The following is an 18,027-nucleotide window of genomic DNA, read 5'->3' on the forward strand; positions in this document are numbered from 1 at the left end:
GCCCCGCGCCACGCTTGCCCCGAAGGCAGGAAGGCGCGCTCCTGAAAAAGCCGCGGCCCGAAGCCGGGGCCTTGCCGAACCGCCGCCACAAGGGGACCGACGTGAAACTCATCATCGCAACGATCAAGCCGTTCAAGCTCGAGGAGGTGCGCGAGGCGCTGACCGCCCAGGGCGTGCGCGGCATGATGGTGACCGAGATCAAGGGCTTCGGCTCTCAGTCCGGCCACACCGAGATCTATCGCGGCGCGGAATACGCCGTGAACTTCGTGCCGAAGGTCAAGCTCGAGATCGTGGTTTCCGAGAGCCTGGCCGAGCAGGTGGTGGCGAGCATCGCCCGCACCGCCCGCACCGACAAGATCGGCGACGGCAAGATCTTCGTGCTCGATGTCGAAAGCGCGCTGCGCGTGCGCACCGGCGAAACCGACGACGACGCGCTCTGAGACGCGCGCCGAGACGCGCTTCCAGCGTTCCTCCCCAGGAGACCTGATCCCATGACCCATTGGAAAACCCCGCTCGCCGGGCTCTTGCCGCTCGCCTGCCTGATGGCCGGTCCGACCCTTGCGCAGGAGGCGGCAGAGGCCGCCGAGCCCGCGACATTCGAGGCGGGCATCGCCGCCGCGACCGACACCGCCTTCATCTTCAATTCGCTGCTGTTCCTGATCGGCGGCTTTCTCGTGTTCTGGATGGCGGCGGGCTTCGCCATGCTCGAAGCGGGCCTCGTGCGCTCCAAGAACGTCGCCATGCAATGCATCAAGAACGTGTCGCTCTTCTCCTTCGCCGGGCTCATGTATTACCTGATCGGCTACAAACTGATGTATCCGCTCGGCAACTGGTCGATCGGCTCGGACGAGACCGGCGGCTACATCGGCGCCATCGGCGTCGCCGTGCTCGAAGCGGTCGGCGTGGGCCGCGACGGGGCGGATGATTACGGCTATGCCGCGACCTCGAGCGATTTCTTCTTCCAGCTGATGTTCGCCGCGACCACCGCCTCGATCGTCTCGGGCACGCTGGCCGAGCGGATCAAGCTCTGGCCCTTCCTGATCTTCACCATCCTGCTCACCGGCGTGATCTACCCGATCCAGGCGAGCTGGAAATGGGGCGGCGGCTTTCTCGACAGCCAGTGGGGCTTTCTCGACTTCGCGGGCTCCACGGTGGTGCATTCGGTCGGCGGCTGGGCGGCGCTGGCGGGCGCTCTGGTGCTGGGCAGCCGGATCGGCAAGTACAAGGATGGCCGCACCATCCCGATGCCCGGCTCGAACCTGACGCTGGCCACGCTCGGCACCTTCATCCTGTGGATGGGCTGGTTCGGCTTCAACGGCGCGTCGCAGCTGGCGATGGGCACGGTGGGCGACGTGATCGATATCGGCCGGATCTTCGCCAACACCAATGCTGCCGCCGCGGGCGGCGCGATCGCGGCGCTGATCTTCACCCAGATCCTCTACAGGAAGCCCGACCTGACCATGGTGCTCAACGGCGCGCTGGCGGGCCTCGTCTCGATCACCGCCGAGCCGCTGACCCCCACGCTTGGCGGCGCGACCCTGATCGGCATGGTCGGCGGCGTGATCGTGGTCTTCGCGGTGCCGATGCTCGACCGGATGAAGATCGACGACGTGGTCGGCGCGATCCCGGTGCACCTGTTCTGCGGCATCTGGGGCACCATCGCGGTGCTGTTCACCAACCCCGACGCCACCCTCGCGGGCCAGATCGTCCCGATCGTCATCGTCGGCCTGTTCACCTTCGCGGTCAGCCTCGTGGCCTGGCTGGTGCTGAAGGCGGTGATGGGCATCCGGGTCGACGAGGAGACCGAGGTCTCGGGGCTCGACATGGCCGAGCTGGGCATGGAGGCCTATCCGGACTTCACCCCGAGCTGAGCGGAGCCGGTCCGGGAAAGAGAAAAGGCGCCCCGAGGGGCGCCTTTTGCATGGAAGGACGGGGCGATCACTTGCCGCCGGTCTTTTCCTTGGCCTTGTCGGCCTCGGCCTGCGCGGTGGCGCCGACATCCTTCTTCTGGGCTTCGGACTTGGCGGTGTCGGCCACATGCTCGGCGGCCTCGCGGGCCCGGCCCTGCACGTCGGTCGCGGCGTCCTTGAGGTCGTCCTGCACGGTGCGGGCGAGACCCTGAGCCTGATCGCGGGCATCCTCGGCGGTGGCCTTGGCCACGTCGGTCAGCCGCGCGCGCTCTTCCTCATAGACGTGGTAGGCCTCGTCCATCAGCTGGTCACGATAGGCGCCGAAGGCCTCGTCCTCGCGCTGGGTGCGCGGCAGCATCGCGGCCACGGCGGCACCGGCGGCCATCGCCAGGAGGCCGCCCAGCAGCGGCTGCTGGTCATACATGCTCTTGGCGCTGTCGCGGCCCTGGCGGGCATAGTATTCGGCCTTCACCTGCGCCTCGTAGGCGCGGGTCCGGGCGGCGATGACGCGCTTCTTGCCCTCTTCGGACATGCCTTGCGTGCCATCCGAGATCCGGTCGCGCAGGCTGCGGGCCGAGGCCCCCATGGAGGCGCCGCGGCCACGGGCGCGCTCGCGGTATTCGCCGAGCTTGCCCTTGGCGCCGCCCATCTTGCCGCGCATGCGGTCCTTCAGCGCACCGCCGCGCGAGCGCGGCTCGTTCCACGGCGAATCGCCGTGATCCTCGGGCGTCGCATGGACCGGGCCGCGCGGCTCGTCCAGCTTGTCGGTGCCGTATTTGCGCGACAGATAGGGGTCGGCGCCAAGCCGGCCCGAACGGGCATAGTCGCGCTGGCCGCGGTAATCGACCTCGCCGGCATAGCGCTCGTCGTGATCGCCGCGGGCATTGGAGACGGCGAGCCAGGCGAGGCCCGCGCCGACCAGCGCGATCGGCACCGGGTTGCGCTGCACCGTGGTCGAGAGGGTGCGGCCGATGTCGGAGGCGTTGTCGCTCACGCTGTCGGTGACCGTGCGCATGATCCCGTCGAGCGACAGGCGCTCCTGCAGGTCGTCGATCGTGCGTTGCAGTTCCGAGCGTTCGGTCGCGATCTCGCGTTCGATCTCTTCGGGGGAACGGGTCTGGTCAGTCATTGATGGCTCCTTTGACGGCAGCGGCGTCCTTGCGGATGCTGTCGGCGCTGCGCTTGGGTGCATTGGTCACGGCTTTGACGCGGTTGATGCCGACCTTCACGAGGATCGCGGCGATCACCAGGATCACCAGGCCGACGATGAGGGCGGACAGCCCCGGCCCGAGGCCGGTTTCCGCGAGCCATGCGACGAAGGCGGTGGCGAGCACGTTGAGCGCGGTCAGGCTCAGGATCACCGCGCCGACGATGAGCCCGATGCCCATCCCGGCCCGGCCCACCGCGCGCGACATCTCGGCGCGGGCGAGGTCGACCTCCTTGCGCACGAGACCGCTCACATGGTTGAGCGCCTCGGACAGCAGCGAGCCGGTGCTCTTGCCTTCGACCCGGGTGGTGGTCCCGGGGGCGGGGTCGTGATGCGGATCGGTATGCGGATCTGTATGGGTCATTTCTTCACGGCCCCCGTCGTGCCGGGCTGGGGTGCGCCGGGGATCTCGGGCTTGTCGTCGGGCTTGTCGATGCCGCCGACCGAATCGCTGCCGCCGGTCGAGGAGGAGCCGCTGCTGATCGAGCCGGTGCCGCCGGTGGTGCTGGTCCCGCGCGAAATGTCGGACGCCGCGCTGCCGGCCGAGCCGGTGCTGCCCGCGGCGCCGGTCGTCGCGCCGGTGGTGGCCGGGGCCGTGGCGGGGCGCGCGGCGGGCTGGGTCGTGGTGGTGGGCGCGGGGCGCGGCGCGGCACTGGTCACCGGGTCGGAGCTCGGCACCGGGCGCGAGACGCGGTCGTCCTCGTCGTAGTCGTTCGGGGTCACGTCGGGGGCGTAGCGGTCGTCCCGGCCATAATCGCCCGAGCCGAAGGAGCCGCTGCGATGGTAGTCGTCATGGCGGGCCGAGGCCTTCATGAAGCGCGCGGCGACGAAGCCCAGAAGCGCCGCGCCGCCGAGGAAGGCGGCCGAGTTGCGGCGGGCGAAGTCGTTGACGGCATAGGCCATCTCGTCGAGCTCCATCTCGCGCATGCCATCGGCGGTGTCGGCCACCGTGTCGGCCAGCTTGGCGAAGATGCGCTCCTGCGGCGAGCCGTCATGCAGGTCCTCGGACGCCTTGCGCAGCGCGTCGGCGATCTTCGAGGTCTCGTTCGCGGCCTCGTCCTTGTAGTCGCGGCCGTATTCATAAGCGCGCTCGCGCGCCTCGCCCGCCATCTCGCGGGCCCGCTCGCGGGCGGTGTCGGCGAATTCGGATGCGCCGCTCTTGGCGTCGGCGGCAGCCCGCTTCGCTTTTTGGTCCATCGTCTCGCCAGTGCTGGCCATGTCGACCTCCTTGGTTTGCTGTAGCGGACCTGCGCGACGCCTGGCGTCGGGCCCGTTTCGCTGGCAGAACCACCGGGGTGGAGCAAAAGTTTCGCCCGATCGGCCGGATTGCCGCGATTCAGCCACGAATCCGTGATCGACGCAGCGTCGCAACGCAAAACGCCGCCCCCGGAGGGGCGGCGCTTGCAGGTCGAAACCCGTGTGGTTTCAGACGCCGACGTCGATGATCGCCTTGGCCAGAACGGGAATGGAGCGGTCGTTGAGACCGGCGATGTTCATCCGGCTGTCCCCGACCATGTAGATGCCGTGATCGTCGCGCAACCGGGCGACCTGTTCAGGCGCCGCGCCAAGCCGCGAGAACATGCCGCGATGCTGGGCGAGGAAATCGAAGCGGTCCGAGTTCGACAGGCGCTTGAGCTCGGCGGCCAGCGCCTCGCGCAGCCGCAGCATGCCAATGCGGACCTCCTCCAGCTCGGCCTGCCAGTCGGCGCGCAGCGCCTCGTCGGTCAGGATGGTCGAGACGACGCGGGCGCCGTGATCGGGCGGGAAGGAGTAGTTCTGCCGGTTGAGATAGGCCAGCGTGCCCTGCAGCGTGCGGGTCTGCGGCACGTCGCGGCCCACGGCCATCAGGATGCCGGTGCGCTCGCGGTAGATGCCGAAGTTCTTGGAGCAGCTCGCCGCGATGATCACCTCGTCGAGCGCGCCGGCGATCAGCCGGGTGGCCGCGGCATCGGCGTCGAGCCCGTCGCCGAAGCCCTGATAGGCAAGGTCGATCATCGGCACGAGATGGCGCGCTTTCAGCGTGGCGGCGATCTCGTCCCACTGCTCGGGCGTGGGGTTGGCGCCGGTCGGGTTGTGGCAGCAGCCATGCAGCAGCACCACGTCGCCGGGCTTCGCCTCGGCGAGATCCTCCATCATGCCCGCCATGTCGACCGAGCGGCTCTCGCTGTCGAAATAGCGGTAGGAGCGGGTCTTGGCGTCGAGATGCTTGAGGATCGACAGGTGGTTGGGCCAGGTCGGGTCGGAGACCCAGATCGTGGCCTCGGGCGAGGCCATGCCGATCATCTCGAAGGCCTGACGCACCGCGCCGGTGCCGCCCGGCGTCGCCACGGCAGCGACGCGGTCGCGCGGCAGCGTGTCGGCGAGCACGAGGTCGATCATCGCGTCGGCAAAGGCCGGATCGCCCGCCAGCGCGGTGTAGCTCTTGGTCTCCTGGCTTTCGAGCAGCCGCGCCTCGGCGGCCTTGACCGCGCGCATGATCGGGGTGCGGCCTTGGGCGTCCTTGTAGACGCCGACGCCGAGATCGATCTTCGCCTCGCGCGGATCGGCCTTGTAGGCGCTCATCAGGGCCAGGATCTTGTCGGCCGGCTGGTCGGTCAGGTGCTCGAACATGTCTATCCTTCGAGGTTGTCTTGGGCCGGGCCTGTCTCGACCGGCAGATCGGGGAACATGCCCCATTCGGACCACGAGCCGTCATAGAGCCGGTGGTCGGATTTTCCGATGCGTTCGAGCGCCAGCGACAGCACCGCCGCCGTCACGCCGGAGCCGCAGGTGGTGATCACGGGGCGGTCGAGATCGACGCCCGCGCCCTCGAACGCCGCGCGGATGCCCGCCGCGTCCTTCAAGGTGCCGTCGGGGCGCAGCAGGTCGCGGAAGAACAGGTTGCGCGAGCCGGGGATATGGCCCGATCTGAGCCCCGCGCGCGGCTCGGGCGCGCCGCCCTCGAAGCGGGCGGGGGCGCGGGCATCGACGATGACATGGCTGTCGAGCTTGACCGCGCGGGCCACTTCGGTCGCGTCCACGCTCATGTCGCGGCGCGGACTCGCGGTGAGGTGCCGGTCGCGCAGCACCGTGGGCTCGGCGGTGAGCGGGCGGCCCTCGGCGCGCCATTTCGGCAGGCCGCCATCGAGCACCGCGACCTCGTCGAAGCCCATCAGTCGAAACAGCCAGCGCACGCGCGCGGCCGAAAACAGCCCCGCGCCGTCATAGACCACGACGCGGTGGCCGTCGCCCACGCCCATGGCGCGCAGACGCGAGACGAATTTCTCGGGCGGCGGCGCCATGTGCGGCAGGCCGCTGCGATGGTCCGAGATCTCGTCGATGTCGAAGAAGCGGGCGCCGGGGATATGCGCGGCCTCGTATTCGGCCCGCCCGTCGCGCCCGGTGTCGGGCAGGTACCACGAAGCGTCGAGTATCCGCAGATCGGGGTCCTTGAGCCGCTCGGCCAACCAGCGGGTCGAGACGAGCGTGCGGGGATCATCGGCGGTCTCGGACATGCGTTCCCTCGGGTCGGTTCCGTCGCGCGAAGGAGTAGACCCGTGGTGCGGCGTGTGCAAGCCGCCTAGACGTTCGAGCGCAGCAGCCGCTGCTTCTGGCGGCCCCAGTCGCGCTTGGCCTCGGTGGCGCGCTTGTCGTGGTGCTTCTTGCCCTTGCCGGTGGCGATCTTGAGCTTCACCAGCCCGCGGTCGTTGAAATACATCACCAGCGGCACGATGGTCATGCCCTCGCGCTGGGTGGCGTTCCACAGCCGCACGATTTCCTTCTGCTTGACCAGAAGCTTGCGCTTGCGCCGCTCCTCATGGCCGAAGGTGCGGCCCGCATCATAGGGCGCGATGTAGGCATTGGTCAGCCACAGCTCGCCATTCTCGACCGAAGCATAGCTCTCGGCGATGTTCGACTGGCCGGTGCGCAGGCTCTTGACCTCCGACCCCATCAGGATGATCCCGCATTCGAGATCATCCTCGAGCGCATAGTCGTAGCGCGCCCGACGGTTCTCGGCGATCACCTTGTAGTTCTTGTTCTGCTCTTTCTTGGCCATGCGCCCGATCTAGGGGCGCGCGGCGCCCAAGTCCAGCGCCGCCCCCCGTTCATCTTTCTTCAAATACGCAAGCCCGGCCGGCCGCGGGCGCCGCGCTGCGGGCTCAGTGCCCGATCAGCCCGGCATGGCGCAGCGCGTCCTTGATCGCGAGGCGGGTGCCTTCGAGCAGCGGCGTCAGCGGCGAGCGCACCTCGTCGCGGCACAGGCCGAGCACGCTCATCGCGTATTTCGCCCCCGCCACGCCTGGCTCGAGGAAGATCGCCTCGTGCAGCGGCATCAGCCGGTCGAGCAGGTCGAGCGCCGTGTCGTAGCGGCCCTTCAGCGTCGCTTCCTGGAATTCGGCGCAGAGCTTCGGCGCGACATTGGCGGTGACCGAGATGCAGCCGCGGCCGCCATGGGCGTTGTAGCCCAGCGCGGTCGCGTCCTCGCCCGAGAGCTGCAGGAAGTCGGGGCCGCAATGGATGCGCTGCTTGGGCACTCGGCTCAGATCGCCGGTCGCGTCCTTGACGCCGACGATCATCGGGTGCCTGGCCAGCTCGCCCATGGTCTGCGGGCTCATGTCGACGACCGAGCGGCCGGGAATGTTGTAGATCACGATCGGCAGGCCGCATTCGGCGGCGGCGTGGAAATGCGCCACCAGCCCGCGCTGCGTCGGCTTGTTGTAATAGGGCGTGACCACGAGGGCGGCATCGGCCCCCGCCGCCTTGGCGGCCTCGACGAGGCGCACGGTCTCCACGGTGTTGTTCGAACCCGCGCCCGCGATCACCGGGATGCGCCCCGCGGCCGTCCTGACCACGGTTTCGACGACGAGATCGTGCTCCTCATGCGTCAGGGTCGGGCTTTCGCCGGTGGTGCCGACGGGGACGAGGCCATGGCTGCCCTCGGCAATGTGCCATTCGACCAGTTTCTTCAGCGTCTCGAGGTCCACCTGGCCATCTGCGAATGGGGTGACGAGGGCCGGGAGCGATCCCTTGAACATGTCTGACGTCCTGAGTCCGGGGGGTAAAATCGCGCGGACCCTAGACGGCTTTCCGCCGCTTGCCAAGTTTGTGAGTTGCGCCGCGGCAATGTACCCTTAGGTTGGCGATCCATGCCGAGAGACACGGAAATCCCGGAGCAGCCAAGCATGACGAAAAACATTCGATTTTCCACTGCCCTTGTCACCGCCCTGGCATTCTGTGCCCCGGCCTTGCCGGCCATGGCCGACATCGAGGAGGTCTTCGACGCCGCCGAGCGCCGCGACTGGGACGAGGCGCGCGCCCTGGCCGCGCCGCTGGGCGAGGTGGCGCTCGATCTGGTGACCTGGGAAAGGCTGCAGGCCGGGCAGGGGGACTGGGAGGACTACGTCTCCTTCGTCGCGGCCCATCCCGACTGGCCGCGCCTTGAAGAGATCCGCGCCGAGGGCGAACGCGACATGCCAAAGGGTCTGCCGCCCGAACAGGTGATCGCCTGGTTCGGCGATGCGGCCCCGGAGACCGGCGAAGGTGCCGTGCGCCTCGCCGAGGCGCTGATGGCCCAAGGCAAGATCGACGCGGCGCGCGAGGCGCTGGTCGAGGCCTGGCTGACGCTCGGGCTCGACGGGTCGGGCCATGCCGCGATGATGGACGCCTTTGGCGACATCCTCGCGCCGCATCACGCCGAGCGCATCGACGCGATGCTCTGGCGCTGGCGCATCACCGATGCGCAGCGGCTGTTCGACACGCTCTCCGATGCCGAGCGCCGGGTCGCCGAGGCGCGCGTGGCGCTGATCCGCGACCAGGGTGCCGCGGCGGCGCTGGGCCGGGTGCCCGAGGCGCTGCGCGACCGGCCCGGCATCGCCAATGCCCGGTTCAACCGCTTTGCCGACAAGGGCGATTATTCCGAGGCATTGGAGATCATCGAGCGTCATACCGGCTCCGAAGACGCCCTGGGCGATCCGTTCCGCTGGGCCTCGTGGCGCGCGACGCTGTCGCGCTGGCTGATGCGCAATGGCGAGCCCGAGCGCGCCTATGATCTCGCCAGCCAACACTTCCTGACCGAAGGCACCTTCTACGCCGATCTCGAATGGCTCTCGGGCTACCTGGCGCTGACCTATCTCGACGATCCGCAAAAGGCGCTGGAGCATTTCCAGAACCTCGAAGGCGATGTCGAAAGCCCGATCTCGCTGGCGCGCGCGGGCTATTGGCAGGGCCGGGCGCGCGAGGCGCTGGGCGCCTATGACACCGCCGCACTCGACTATGCCCGCGCGGCGCTGCACCAGACCGCCTTTTACGGGCTGCTCTCGGCCGAGAAGCTCGGGCTTTCGCTCGACCCGGCGCTGACCGGCCATGAGCCGGTGGCCGATTGGCGGCAGGGAAAGTTCCTCGAAGACGACCGCACCCAGGCCGTCGCCTTCCTGCTCGATGCCGGGCAGTATCGCGACGCGCTGCGTTTCACCATCGCGCTGGGCCGCTCCCTCGACCGCGAGGGGCTGGCGCAGCTCGGCCGGATGCTGATGGAGCGCGACGAGACGCATCTGGCGCTGACTTTGGGCAAGGCCGCGGCCTACCGGCAGATCGTGATCCCCGAGATCTACTTCCCGCTGCATGCGCTGGCCGAGACCGAGATGCCGGTCGCGCCCGAGTTGGCGATGGCGATCGCGCGCCGCGAGAGCGAGTTCAACATCGGCGTCGGCAGCCCGGTCGGCGCGCTGGGTCTGATGCAGCTGATGCCCGCCACCGCCGAGGAGGTTTCGGGCTGGCTGGGCCTGCCCTATTCGCGCGCCAAGCTGACCACCGACTGGCGCTACAACGCCCAACTCGGCACGCGCTATCTCGCCTATCTGCAGGAAACCTTCGGCCAGAGCCCGGTGATGATCTCGGCCGGCTATAACGCCGGCGCCTCGCGGCCGCGCACATGGATGGCCGAGCGCGGCGATCCGCGCATCGGTCAGGCCGACGTGGTCGACTGGATCGAGCACATCCCCTTCACCGAGACGCGGAACTACGTGATGCGGGTGAGCGAATCGCTGCCGGTCTACCGCGCGCGGCTGACCGGGGAGACCGGGCCGGTGAACTTCACCGACCTGCTCAACGGCAAGCCGCCGCATGTGCGCCCGCAGGCGCGCGAGGCGGGCACGCTCATGGCCGAAACCTCGCCCGCCCCGGTGCCGCCCGCGGTGGAAATCACGCCCGAGGGGCGCGCCTCGACCATGTCGCTGTCGATCCTCGCGCCGATGTCGATCGGCGGGATGCGGCCGCCGCAGCGCCCGGTCGAGTGATCTAGACCGATTTGCGGTGGGTGCGGATCAGCGTGAAGACGCCCGCGCCCACCACGATCGCGGCCCCCAGCGCCACATTGGCCGAGATGGTCTCGCCGAAGGCGAGGATGCCCAGTGAGGCGGCGAAGGGCAGCTGCAGATAGGCGAAGGGCTGCACCGCGCCTGCCTCGGCCACCTCGTAGGTCTTGATCAACAGGAAATGCCCGCCCGCGCCGGTCACGCATAACAGCGCCAGCACCGCCCAGTCCCATCCCACGAGCATCTGCCAGTTGGGCAGGCCGATCGCGGTCATCAGCACCGCGCCGGTCACGCCGGTCCAGAAGAAGCTGGTGGCTGCCGAATCGCGCCGCGCGGCATAGCGCGTGAGCAGCCCGTACAGCGCGAACATCATCGCCGCGGCCAGCGGGAACAGCGCGGCGGGGGCGAAGACGCCGACGCCGGGGCGCAGGATCACCAGAACCCCGGCAAAGCCGATGCCGATCGCCGCCCAGCGCCGCCAGCCGACGCTTTCGCCCAGCACCGGCCCCGACAGCGCCGCGATCAGGAGCGGGTAGACCGCGAAGATCGCATGGCTCTCGACCAGCCCCAGATGCACGAAGCCGATCACCATGACGCAGATCTCGCCCGCCAGAAGCAGGCCGCGCAGGCCCTGAAGCAAGGGCTGCGTGGTGCTGGCGGCGGCGCGAACCGAGCCCTTCTGGTGGCGCGCGATGGCGATGACGAAGGCCGCAAAGAACCAGTAGCGGACCATCACCACCATGAAGACGTTGTAGTTTTCGGCCAGATAGCGCGAGATGCCGTCCTGCATGGCGAAGACGAAGGTGGTGATCGTCATCAGCGCGATGCCGAGCCGGTTGTCGTTGCGCATCAGTCGGGCTTTCCGGCGAGGGTCATGTGTCGCTTGCGCCCGTATCCCGGCGCGCGCCGCACGTCGAGACCGGCCTCGGCCAAAGCCCTTCGCACATGGCCCGCCGCCGTGTAGCTCGCCAGCGTGCCGCCCGGCGCGGTATGCGCCGCGACCTCGCGCATCAGCGCCTCGCCCCACAGCTCGGGGTTCCTGGCCGGGGCGAAACCGTCGAGAAACCACGCATCGGCGAGGCCCGCATGCGCGGGCAGCGTCTCGCGCGCGTCGCCTTGCACGATGTCGAGCGTCACTGCATCGTCGAAGCGGTGCGGGCCGGGGCCCGCCTTGAGCGCCGCGACGAGCCGCTCGGCGCGGGGGGCGAGCGCGGGAAAGGCGGCAAGCGCGCGGGCCGTGTCCTCGGGCGACATGGGAAAGGCCTCGAAGCTGGTGAAGCGCAGGGTTCCCCGCGCGCCCGCCGCCTCCCATGCCTCCCACGCGGTGAGAAAGTTGAGCCCCGTGCCGAAGCCCGTCTCCATGATGTGGAAATCGCCGCCGAAACGCTCGGGCAGGCCGTTGCCCGCCAGAAAGACGTGCCGGGTCTCGGCCAGCCCGTCATGGATCGAGAAATAGGGATCGTCGAAACGGGTCGAGACCGGCACATGGCCGTCCCGCCAGTCGAGTTGCGCGCGCTGGTCGTCCATCTGCCCATGCCCTAGGTTGCGCCCTCGTGATGACGGGGGCGGCTGGCGATGACAAGCGCGGATCTGACGGTGATGGGGGCGGGAGCCTGGGGGCTTTCGGTCGCGGTGGCCTGCGCGCGGCGCGGCGCGCATGTGCGGGTGATCGACCCCGCTGGCCCCGCCGCGGGCGCTTCGGGTGGGATCGTCGGCGCGCTGGCGCCGCATGTGCCCGAGCAGTGGAACGCCAAGAAGGCGTTCCAGCTCGAAGCGCTGCTCATGGCCGAAGACTACTGGGCCGACATCGCGCGGCTTTCGGGCGCGGGTCCGGGCTATGCGCGAACCGGGCGGCTGCAGCCGCTCGCGGATGCGGCGGCGGTGGCGCGGGCCGAGGACCGGGCGCAAGGTGCTGCCGATCTGTGGCAGGGCCGGGCCGAATGGCGGGTGATCGAGGCGCAAGGCGGCGCGTGGGAGCCCGCGAGCCCGAGCGGCAGGCTGGTGCAGGACACGCTTACCGCGCGGCTGCATCCGCGCCGGGCGACGCTGGCGCTCGCGCAAGCATTGGAAACGCTGGGCGGCGAGATCGCGCGAGAGGGGCTGCCCGAGGGGCCGGTGGTCTGGGCCACCGGCGTGGCGGGGCTCGAGGAGATCTCGGCGCAGGCGGGCCGGTTGGCCGGGACCGGCGTGAAGGGGCAGGCGGCGCTCTTGCGCCCGCGCGGCTTCGATGCCGCCGATATGCCGCAGATCTTCGCCGACGGGCTGCATGCGGTGCCCCATGCCGATGGCACGGTCGGCATCGGCTCCACCTCGGAGCGCTATTACGAGGATGGCGCCACCACGGACGCGCAGCTCGACGCGCTGATCGAGACGGCGCGGGCGCTCTGCCCGGCGCTGGAGGGGGCGGAGGTGGTCGAGCGCTGGGCCGGTGTCCGCCCGCGCGCGAAGAGCCGCGCGCCGATGCTGGGGCCGCATCCCTTCCGCGAGAACGCCTGGATCGCCAATGGCGGCTTCAAGATCGGCTTCGGCCTCGCGCCGCTGGTGGGCGAGGTGATGGCCGATCTGGTGCTCGAGGGGCATGACCGGGTGCCGGAGGCATTCCGCCCCGAAATCAGCCTCTAGCCCGCTTGCGGGGCGCAGCCCGCGCGGCCATGCTCCGGCCTCGAAAGGGAGGGGTTCTCATGCGGCATGGCGGGGCGATACTGGTGGAGCAGCTGGCGCGGCTCGGGGTGGAGCGGGTGTTCTCGGTGCCGGGAGAGAGCTTTCTCGCCGTGCTCGACGGGTTGCATGACAGCGCCATCGCCAATGTCGTCTGCCGCCACGAGGGCGGGGCGGCGATGATGGCCGAAGCGCAGGGCAAGCTTTCGGGCCGCCCCGGCGTCGCCTTCGTCACGCGCGGGCCGGGCGCGACCAATGCCTCCGCGGGCGTGCATGTCGCGCGGCAGGACAGCACGCCGATGGTGCTCTTCGTCGGGCAGATCGCGCGCGGCGACCGCGACCGCGAGGCGTTCCAGGAGGTCGATTACCGCGCCATGTTCGGCGGCCTCGCCAAATGGGTGGCCGAGATCGACGATGCGGCGCGCATTCCCGAATATGTCGGCCGCGCCTTCGAGACGGCGATGTCGGGCCGCCCCGGCCCGGTGGTGCTGGCGCTGCCCGAGGACGTGCTGTCGCGGCTGGCGGAGGCGCGCGACCTCGCGCCCGCGCCCGAACGGCTCGCGCCCGACCTGTCGGACACGGCGGCGCGGATCATGGAGCGGTTGTCGCGCGCCGAGCGCCCGCTGGTGGTCGTGGGCGGGCCGCACTGGTCGGCCGGGGCCGCCGCCGATCTCGCCCGCTTCGCCCAAGCGCAGGGCCTGCCCGTGGCAGCGGGCTTCCGGCGGCAGGACTACATGGACAACCGGCACCCGAACTACGCGGGCGACCTGAACGTGGGCGTGAACCCCAAGCTCGCCGAGCGGGTCCGGGCGGCGGACGCGCTCCTCGTGATCGGCTCGCGGCTGGGCGATATCGAGACGCAGGGCTACACGCTCATCGACCCTGCCGGCCATGACAAGACGCTGATCCATGTCCATGCCGACGCGGACGAGATCGGCCGGGTCTGGCGGCCCGAACTGGCGGCGGTGGCCCGCGCGCCCGCGATGCTCGCCGCATTGGCCGAATGCGCGCCCTGCGGCGCCGAATGGTCGGGCTGGACCCGGGCCGCGCACGAGGATTACGAAGGCTGGCTCGCGCCTCAGGAGACGCCCGGCGCGCTCAAGCTGGAGCGGGTGATCGGCTGGCTGTCGGAGACCCTGCCCGAGGACGCGATCCTGACCAATGGCGCGGGCAATTACGCGGGCTGGCTGCACCGCTATTTCCGCTTCAAGGGCTTTCGCACCCAGCTCGCGCCGACCTCGGGCTCCATGGGCTACGGCTTTCCGGCGGCGATCTCGGCGGCATTGGCGCATCCCGACCGCGCGGTGGTCTGCCTTGCGGGCGATGGCTGCTTCCAGATGACGCTCAACGAGATGTCGACGGCGGCGCAGCACGGGGCCGCGCCGATCGTCATCGTCGTCAACAATGGCCGCTACGGCACGATCCGCATGCACCAGGAGCGGCACTACCCCGGCCGGGTGTCGGGCACCCAGCTCGCCAATCCCGATTTCGCGGCGCTGGCGCGGGCTTATGGCGGGCATGGCGAGGTGGTGGAGCGGGATGCGGAGTTCGCCCCGGCCTTCGAGCGCGCCCGCCAGAGCGGCCGGGCCGCGGTGATCGAACTCAGGGTCGATCCGGCGGCGCTGTCGACCGGTCAGACCTTGCCCTGAGATCCCCATTCAAGCCTGCCCCGGGGCGGAGTACGATGCCGTACATGGTGGTGAAGTTCGCCGACTCACTGTTCAAAGACCCCGCTCGAACCTATAGTTGTAAAGCTGCTAAGACAGGTGGCTGAATGGAAGACCTTACGGAACTCGAACGCGGCCCGGACCATCTCAGGCTGGTCCTGGCGGTGGGGGAGATCGGCGTCTGGGATCTCGACACGACGACGGGCCAGGCATGGCGCAGCCTGCGGCATGACCAGATCTTCGGCTATGAGACCGCGCTGCCGTCCTGGAGCTACGACGATTTCCTCTCCCATGTGGTGCCCGAGGACCGGGCCCATGTCGATGCGGCCTACGGCGCGGCGCTCGAGGCCAAGGAGGGCTGGTCCTTCGAGTGCCGGATCCTGCGGGCCGATGGCGCCCTGCGCTGGATCAGCGCGCATGGCCGCTTCCTGCACGATGCCGAAACCGGGCATGACAGGCTCATCGGCCATGTCATGGACATCACCGAAAGCAAGGAGGCCGAGGAGCGGCTGCGTCTCGTCACCTCCGAGCTGAACCACCGCACCCGCAACATGCTCTCGGTGCTGCAGGGCATGGTGCGCATGTCGGCGCGCCGGGCCGGCAGCGTGCGCGAGCTCGAACAGAGCCTCCTGGGCCGGATGGAGGCGCTGTCGCGCAGCCATGCGCTGACCGTGCAGCTCTCCGACAGCGCGCTCAGGGTCTCGGACGTGATCGACAGCGCCATTTCGCCCCTGCAGCCCGAGCCCGGCCGTTTCATGATCACCGGCGCGACCGGCGCGACGCTGGCGCCCAAGATCGCCGAGAGCCTGTCTCTCGCGCTTTACGAGCTGACCACCAACGCGATCAAATACGGCGCGCTGAGCGGCGAGAGCGGCCGCGTTGCGATCGAGGTGAGCCGCCTTGCGCCGGGCCGCGCCCGCGTGGTCTGGCGCGAAACCGGCGGGCCGAAGGTTTCAGCGCCCGAGCGCACCGGCTTCGGCTCGACGCTGCTGCGCTCGATCCTGCGCGCCGATGAGGGCGAGGTGTCCATCGAATTTGCCGAGACCGGCGTGATCTGCACCATCGAGATGCCGGTGGGGCATGACGCCGCCGAGAGCGAACGCGCCACGCGCGGCGAGGCGCGGCTCGAAGGGCGGCGGGTGATGGTGGTCGAGGACGAGTTCCTGATCGCGATTTCGCTGGAAATGGCGCTGGGCGAGCAGGGCGCGCTGGTCGAGGGGCCCTATACGCGGCTCGGCGATGCGCAAAAGGCGGTCTCGACCCGGCCCGATGCCGCGGTGCTCGACGTGCGGCTGGGCAGCCAGTCGAGCCTGCCGCTGGCGCGCGATCTCCATGCGCTGGGCGTGCCCTTGCTGTTCGTGACCGGCAATGTCGATGGCGAGGAGCTCAAGCAGGAATTCCCCGAATGCCAGGTCCTCTCCAAGCCGGTGAGCGAGGACAGGGTCGTCGCCGAGCTCAAGCGGCTGATCGAGCGGCGCGGCTGAGCGCCGCGCCCCGGGGCGTCAGAACTCGACGCCGACCTGCGCCTTGATGCCCGAGCGGAAGGGGTGCTTGATGAGCTCCATCTCGGTCACGAGATCGGCGGCCTCGATCAGGTCCTCATGCGCGTTGCGGCCCGTCAGCACCACATGGGTCATCTCGGGCTTCTCCTCCTTCAGGAAGGCCACCACCTCCTTGATGTCGAGATATTCGTAGCGCAGCGCGATGTTGATCTCGTCGAGCAGCACCATGCGGTTGGCGGGATCGCGGATCAGCTCCTTTGCCTTTTCCCAGGCCGCCTGCGCCATCTCGGTGTCGCGCGAGCGGTCCTGCGTCTCCCAGGTGAAGCCTTCGCCCATGGTGTGAAACTGGCAGGCATCCGAGAACCGCTCGAGGATCAGGTCGCGCTCGCCGGTCGACATGCCGCCCTTGATGAACTGCACCACCGCGCAGGGCATCTCGTGGGCGATGCAGCGGAAGATCATCCCGAAGGCGGCCGAAGACTTGCCCTTGCCCTTGCCGGTATGGACGATGATCAGCCCCTTCTCGTCGGTCTTGGTGGCCATGATCTTGTCGCGCGCGGCCTTCTTCTTGGCCATCTTCATCGCGTGGCGGTCGGTGTCGTCGGTCATGGCATGGCTCCTTGTTCGAGGCGGCAGACTGCGCCGAAGGACGTCCGCGCGCAACCCGTCAGCCGGCGAGAAGCGCCACGAGCCACGGCGCGAGCAAGGGCGCGATCAGCGCCGTCAGCAGCGCGTTGAGCCCCATGCCGATCCCCGCGAAGGCGCCCGCCGTCTCGTTGACCTGAAAGGCGCGCGCCGTGCCGATGCCATGCGCCGCGACGCCGACCGCGAGACCGCGCGCGCGCCAGTCGCGGATGCGCAGGAGGTTCAGAAGCGGGGTGGCGACGACGGCGCCGGTGATGCCGGTGATGATGACCAGAACCGCCGTCAGGTTGGGCGCGCCGCCGATCGTCTCGGCCACGCCGAGCGCCACGGGCGCGGTGACCGATTTCGGCGCAAGCGACAACAGCGTCTCGCCCGTCAGGCCGAAGGCCGCGCCGATCGCCACCGCCGAGACCAGCGCCGTCACCGACCCGGCGATGAGCGCGGCCAGCATCGGCCAGAAGGCCGAGCGGATCAGCCGCAGATTGGCATGAAGCGGCACGGCCAGCGCCACGGTCGCCGGGCCGAGCATGAAATGTACGAATTGCGCGCCGTCGAAGTAGCGCTCATAGGGCGTGCCGGTGAGCCGCAGCAGCATCGCCAGCAGCGCCACGGCGACCAGAACCGGGTTGATGAGCGGCTTGCGGCCCGCACGGCGAAAGGCAAGATCGCCCAAGGCATAGGCCACCAGCGTCGCGGTGAGCCACAAGAGCGGGTCCTGCCGCAGATAGGTCCAGATCTCGGCCGGGTCGGCGGGGCTCATTCCGAGGCCCCCGTCAGCCGGGCGACGAGGAGAAAGACATAGACCCCCGCCATGATGGCGGCGACGGTCGACAACAGCAGCGCCGCGATCAGCGCCACGCCATGCTGGCCCAGCGTGTCGAGATGACCGACCACGCCGACGCCCGCGGGCACGAACAGGAGCGACAGATGCGCCAGCAGCGCCGATGTCGTCGGCGCGATCCGTTCGGCCAGCGCAGGCCGCATGATCAGCGCCGCGAACAAGAGCGCCATGCCGATCACCGGGCCGGGCACCGGCAGGCCGAGCCCGCGTGCGGCGACCTCGCCCGCCAGCTGGCAGGCGAGCAGGACGACGAGGTTGACGATCATGGGGCCTCCGGTCGCTTGGGATACCCTCACTCTGGGGCG

General features: G+C 69.5%; 18 protein-coding genes. 6 read left to right on the forward strand and 12 right to left on the reverse strand.

The window, feature by feature from the left end; genetic code table 11:
• Positions 1-101: 101 nt before the first annotated feature.
• Together CJ301_RS11050 and CJ301_RS11055 are read left to right on the forward strand one after the other, a co-directional pair.
• A complete protein-coding gene (locus CJ301_RS11050; RefSeq protein ID WP_099277373.1) occupies positions 102-440 on the forward strand; it encodes a P-II family nitrogen regulator in 339 nt (112 codons plus the stop codon).
• A 51-nt stretch (positions 441-491) separates the two neighbouring features.
• Positions 492-1,871 (forward strand): ammonium transporter, encoded by a 1,380-nt coding sequence (locus tag CJ301_RS11055; protein ID WP_099277290.1) that lies wholly within the window; start codon positions 492-494, stop codon positions 1,869-1,871.
• Positions 1,872-1,938: 67 nt separating this feature from the next.
• On the opposite strand, the gene CJ301_RS11060 is transcribed toward CJ301_RS11055, so the two are convergent.
• The 7 genes from CJ301_RS11060 to dapA form a co-directional block, all read right to left on the reverse strand.
• Positions 1,939-3,039, reverse strand: a complete 1,101-nt coding sequence (locus CJ301_RS11060; RefSeq protein WP_162620504.1) for a DUF3618 domain-containing protein — start codon at positions 3,037-3,039, stop codon at positions 1,939-1,941.
• A complete protein-coding gene (locus CJ301_RS11065) occupies positions 3,032-3,481 on the reverse strand; it encodes a phage holin family protein (protein ID WP_099277294.1) in 450 nt (149 codons plus the stop codon). Before CJ301_RS11065 ends, CJ301_RS11060 begins: the two co-directional genes overlap by 8 nt.
• Positions 3,478-4,335, reverse strand: coding sequence for a hypothetical protein (locus CJ301_RS11070; protein ID WP_099277296.1), 858 nt, complete (start codon positions 4,333-4,335; stop codon positions 3,478-3,480). Before CJ301_RS11070 ends, CJ301_RS11065 begins: the two co-directional genes overlap by 4 nt.
• 207 nt (positions 4,336-4,542) lie before the next feature.
• On the reverse strand, positions 4,543-5,727 hold the full coding sequence (locus tag CJ301_RS11075; protein ID WP_099277298.1) for an aromatic amino acid transaminase: 1,185 nt from the start codon (positions 5,725-5,727) through the stop codon (positions 4,543-4,545).
• A 2-nt stretch (positions 5,728-5,729) separates the two neighbouring features.
• Positions 5,730-6,611 (reverse strand): 3-mercaptopyruvate sulfurtransferase, encoded by an 882-nt coding sequence (gene sseA, locus CJ301_RS11080; protein WP_099277300.1) that lies wholly within the window; start codon positions 6,609-6,611, stop codon positions 5,730-5,732.
• 65 nt (positions 6,612-6,676) lie between these two features.
• Positions 6,677-7,153 carry an SsrA-binding protein SmpB gene (gene smpB, locus CJ301_RS11085; protein ID WP_099277302.1) on the reverse strand — a complete coding sequence of 159 codons (477 nt, stop codon included), beginning with the start codon at positions 7,151-7,153 and terminating at the stop codon, positions 6,677-6,679.
• 103 nt (positions 7,154-7,256) lie between these two features.
• Positions 7,257-8,132 (reverse strand): 4-hydroxy-tetrahydrodipicolinate synthase, encoded by an 876-nt coding sequence (gene dapA, locus CJ301_RS11090; protein ID WP_099277304.1) that lies wholly within the window; start codon positions 8,130-8,132, stop codon positions 7,257-7,259.
• Positions 8,133-8,351: 219 nt separating this feature from the next.
• Here dapA and CJ301_RS11095 point away from each other — a divergent pair, with 219 nt between their 5' ends.
• Positions 8,352-10,391 carry a lytic transglycosylase domain-containing protein gene (locus CJ301_RS11095; protein ID WP_254050136.1) on the forward strand — a complete coding sequence of 680 codons (2,040 nt, stop codon included), beginning with the start codon at positions 8,352-8,354 and terminating at the stop codon, positions 10,389-10,391.
• A gap of 1 nt (position 10,392) precedes the next feature.
• Here CJ301_RS11095 and CJ301_RS11100 read toward each other — a convergent pair whose 3' ends face one another.
• Both CJ301_RS11100 and mnmD read right to left on the reverse strand, forming a co-directional pair.
• A complete protein-coding gene (locus CJ301_RS11100) occupies positions 10,393-11,259 on the reverse strand; it encodes a DMT family transporter (protein WP_099277309.1) in 867 nt (288 codons plus the stop codon).
• Positions 11,259-11,936 carry a tRNA (5-methylaminomethyl-2-thiouridine)(34)-methyltransferase MnmD gene (gene mnmD / locus CJ301_RS11105; protein ID WP_099277311.1) on the reverse strand — a complete coding sequence of 226 codons (678 nt, stop codon included), beginning with the start codon at positions 11,934-11,936 and terminating at the stop codon, positions 11,259-11,261. Before mnmD ends, CJ301_RS11100 begins: the two co-directional genes overlap by 1 nt.
• 48 nt (positions 11,937-11,984) lie before the next feature.
• Between mnmD and CJ301_RS11110 the strand changes: the two genes are divergently transcribed.
• From CJ301_RS11110 to CJ301_RS11120, 3 genes are all read left to right on the forward strand, one after another.
• A complete protein-coding gene (locus tag CJ301_RS11110; protein ID WP_099277312.1) occupies positions 11,985-13,031 on the forward strand; it encodes an NAD(P)/FAD-dependent oxidoreductase in 1,047 nt (348 codons plus the stop codon).
• Between the two features lie 59 nt (positions 13,032-13,090).
• Positions 13,091-14,716: a thiamine pyrophosphate-binding protein gene (locus CJ301_RS11115; RefSeq protein ID WP_099277314.1), complete on the forward strand. Its 1,626-nt coding sequence runs from the start codon at positions 13,091-13,093 to the stop codon at positions 14,714-14,716.
• Between the two features lie 125 nt (positions 14,717-14,841).
• Positions 14,842-16,218: an HWE histidine kinase domain-containing protein gene (locus tag CJ301_RS11120; RefSeq protein ID WP_099277316.1), complete on the forward strand. Its 1,377-nt coding sequence runs from the start codon at positions 14,842-14,844 to the stop codon at positions 16,216-16,218.
• Positions 16,219-16,236: 18 nt separating this feature from the next.
• On the opposite strand, the gene cobO is transcribed toward CJ301_RS11120, so the two are convergent.
• Genes cobO through CJ301_RS11135 form a run of 3 tightly spaced genes read right to left on the reverse strand, consistent with a single transcriptional unit; the run spans position 16,237 to position 17,988 of the window.
• Entirely contained in the window at positions 16,237-16,845 is a 609-nt protein-coding gene (gene cobO / locus CJ301_RS11125) for a cob(I)yrinic acid a,c-diamide adenosyltransferase (protein ID WP_099277318.1), read from the reverse strand.
• Between the two features lie 58 nt (positions 16,846-16,903).
• Positions 16,904-17,641: an LrgB family protein gene (locus tag CJ301_RS11130; protein WP_099277320.1), complete on the reverse strand. Its 738-nt coding sequence runs from the start codon at positions 17,639-17,641 to the stop codon at positions 16,904-16,906.
• Positions 17,638-17,988, reverse strand: a complete 351-nt coding sequence (locus CJ301_RS11135) for a CidA/LrgA family protein (protein WP_099277322.1) — start codon at positions 17,986-17,988, stop codon at positions 17,638-17,640. Before CJ301_RS11135 ends, CJ301_RS11130 begins: the two co-directional genes overlap by 4 nt.
• Positions 17,989-18,027 lie beyond the last annotated feature (39 nt).

The organism is Limimaricola cinnabarinus, assembly GCF_002723615.1.
In the GTDB taxonomy this organism is placed as follows: Bacteria; Pseudomonadota; Alphaproteobacteria; order Rhodobacterales; family Rhodobacteraceae; genus Limimaricola; species Limimaricola cinnabarinus_B.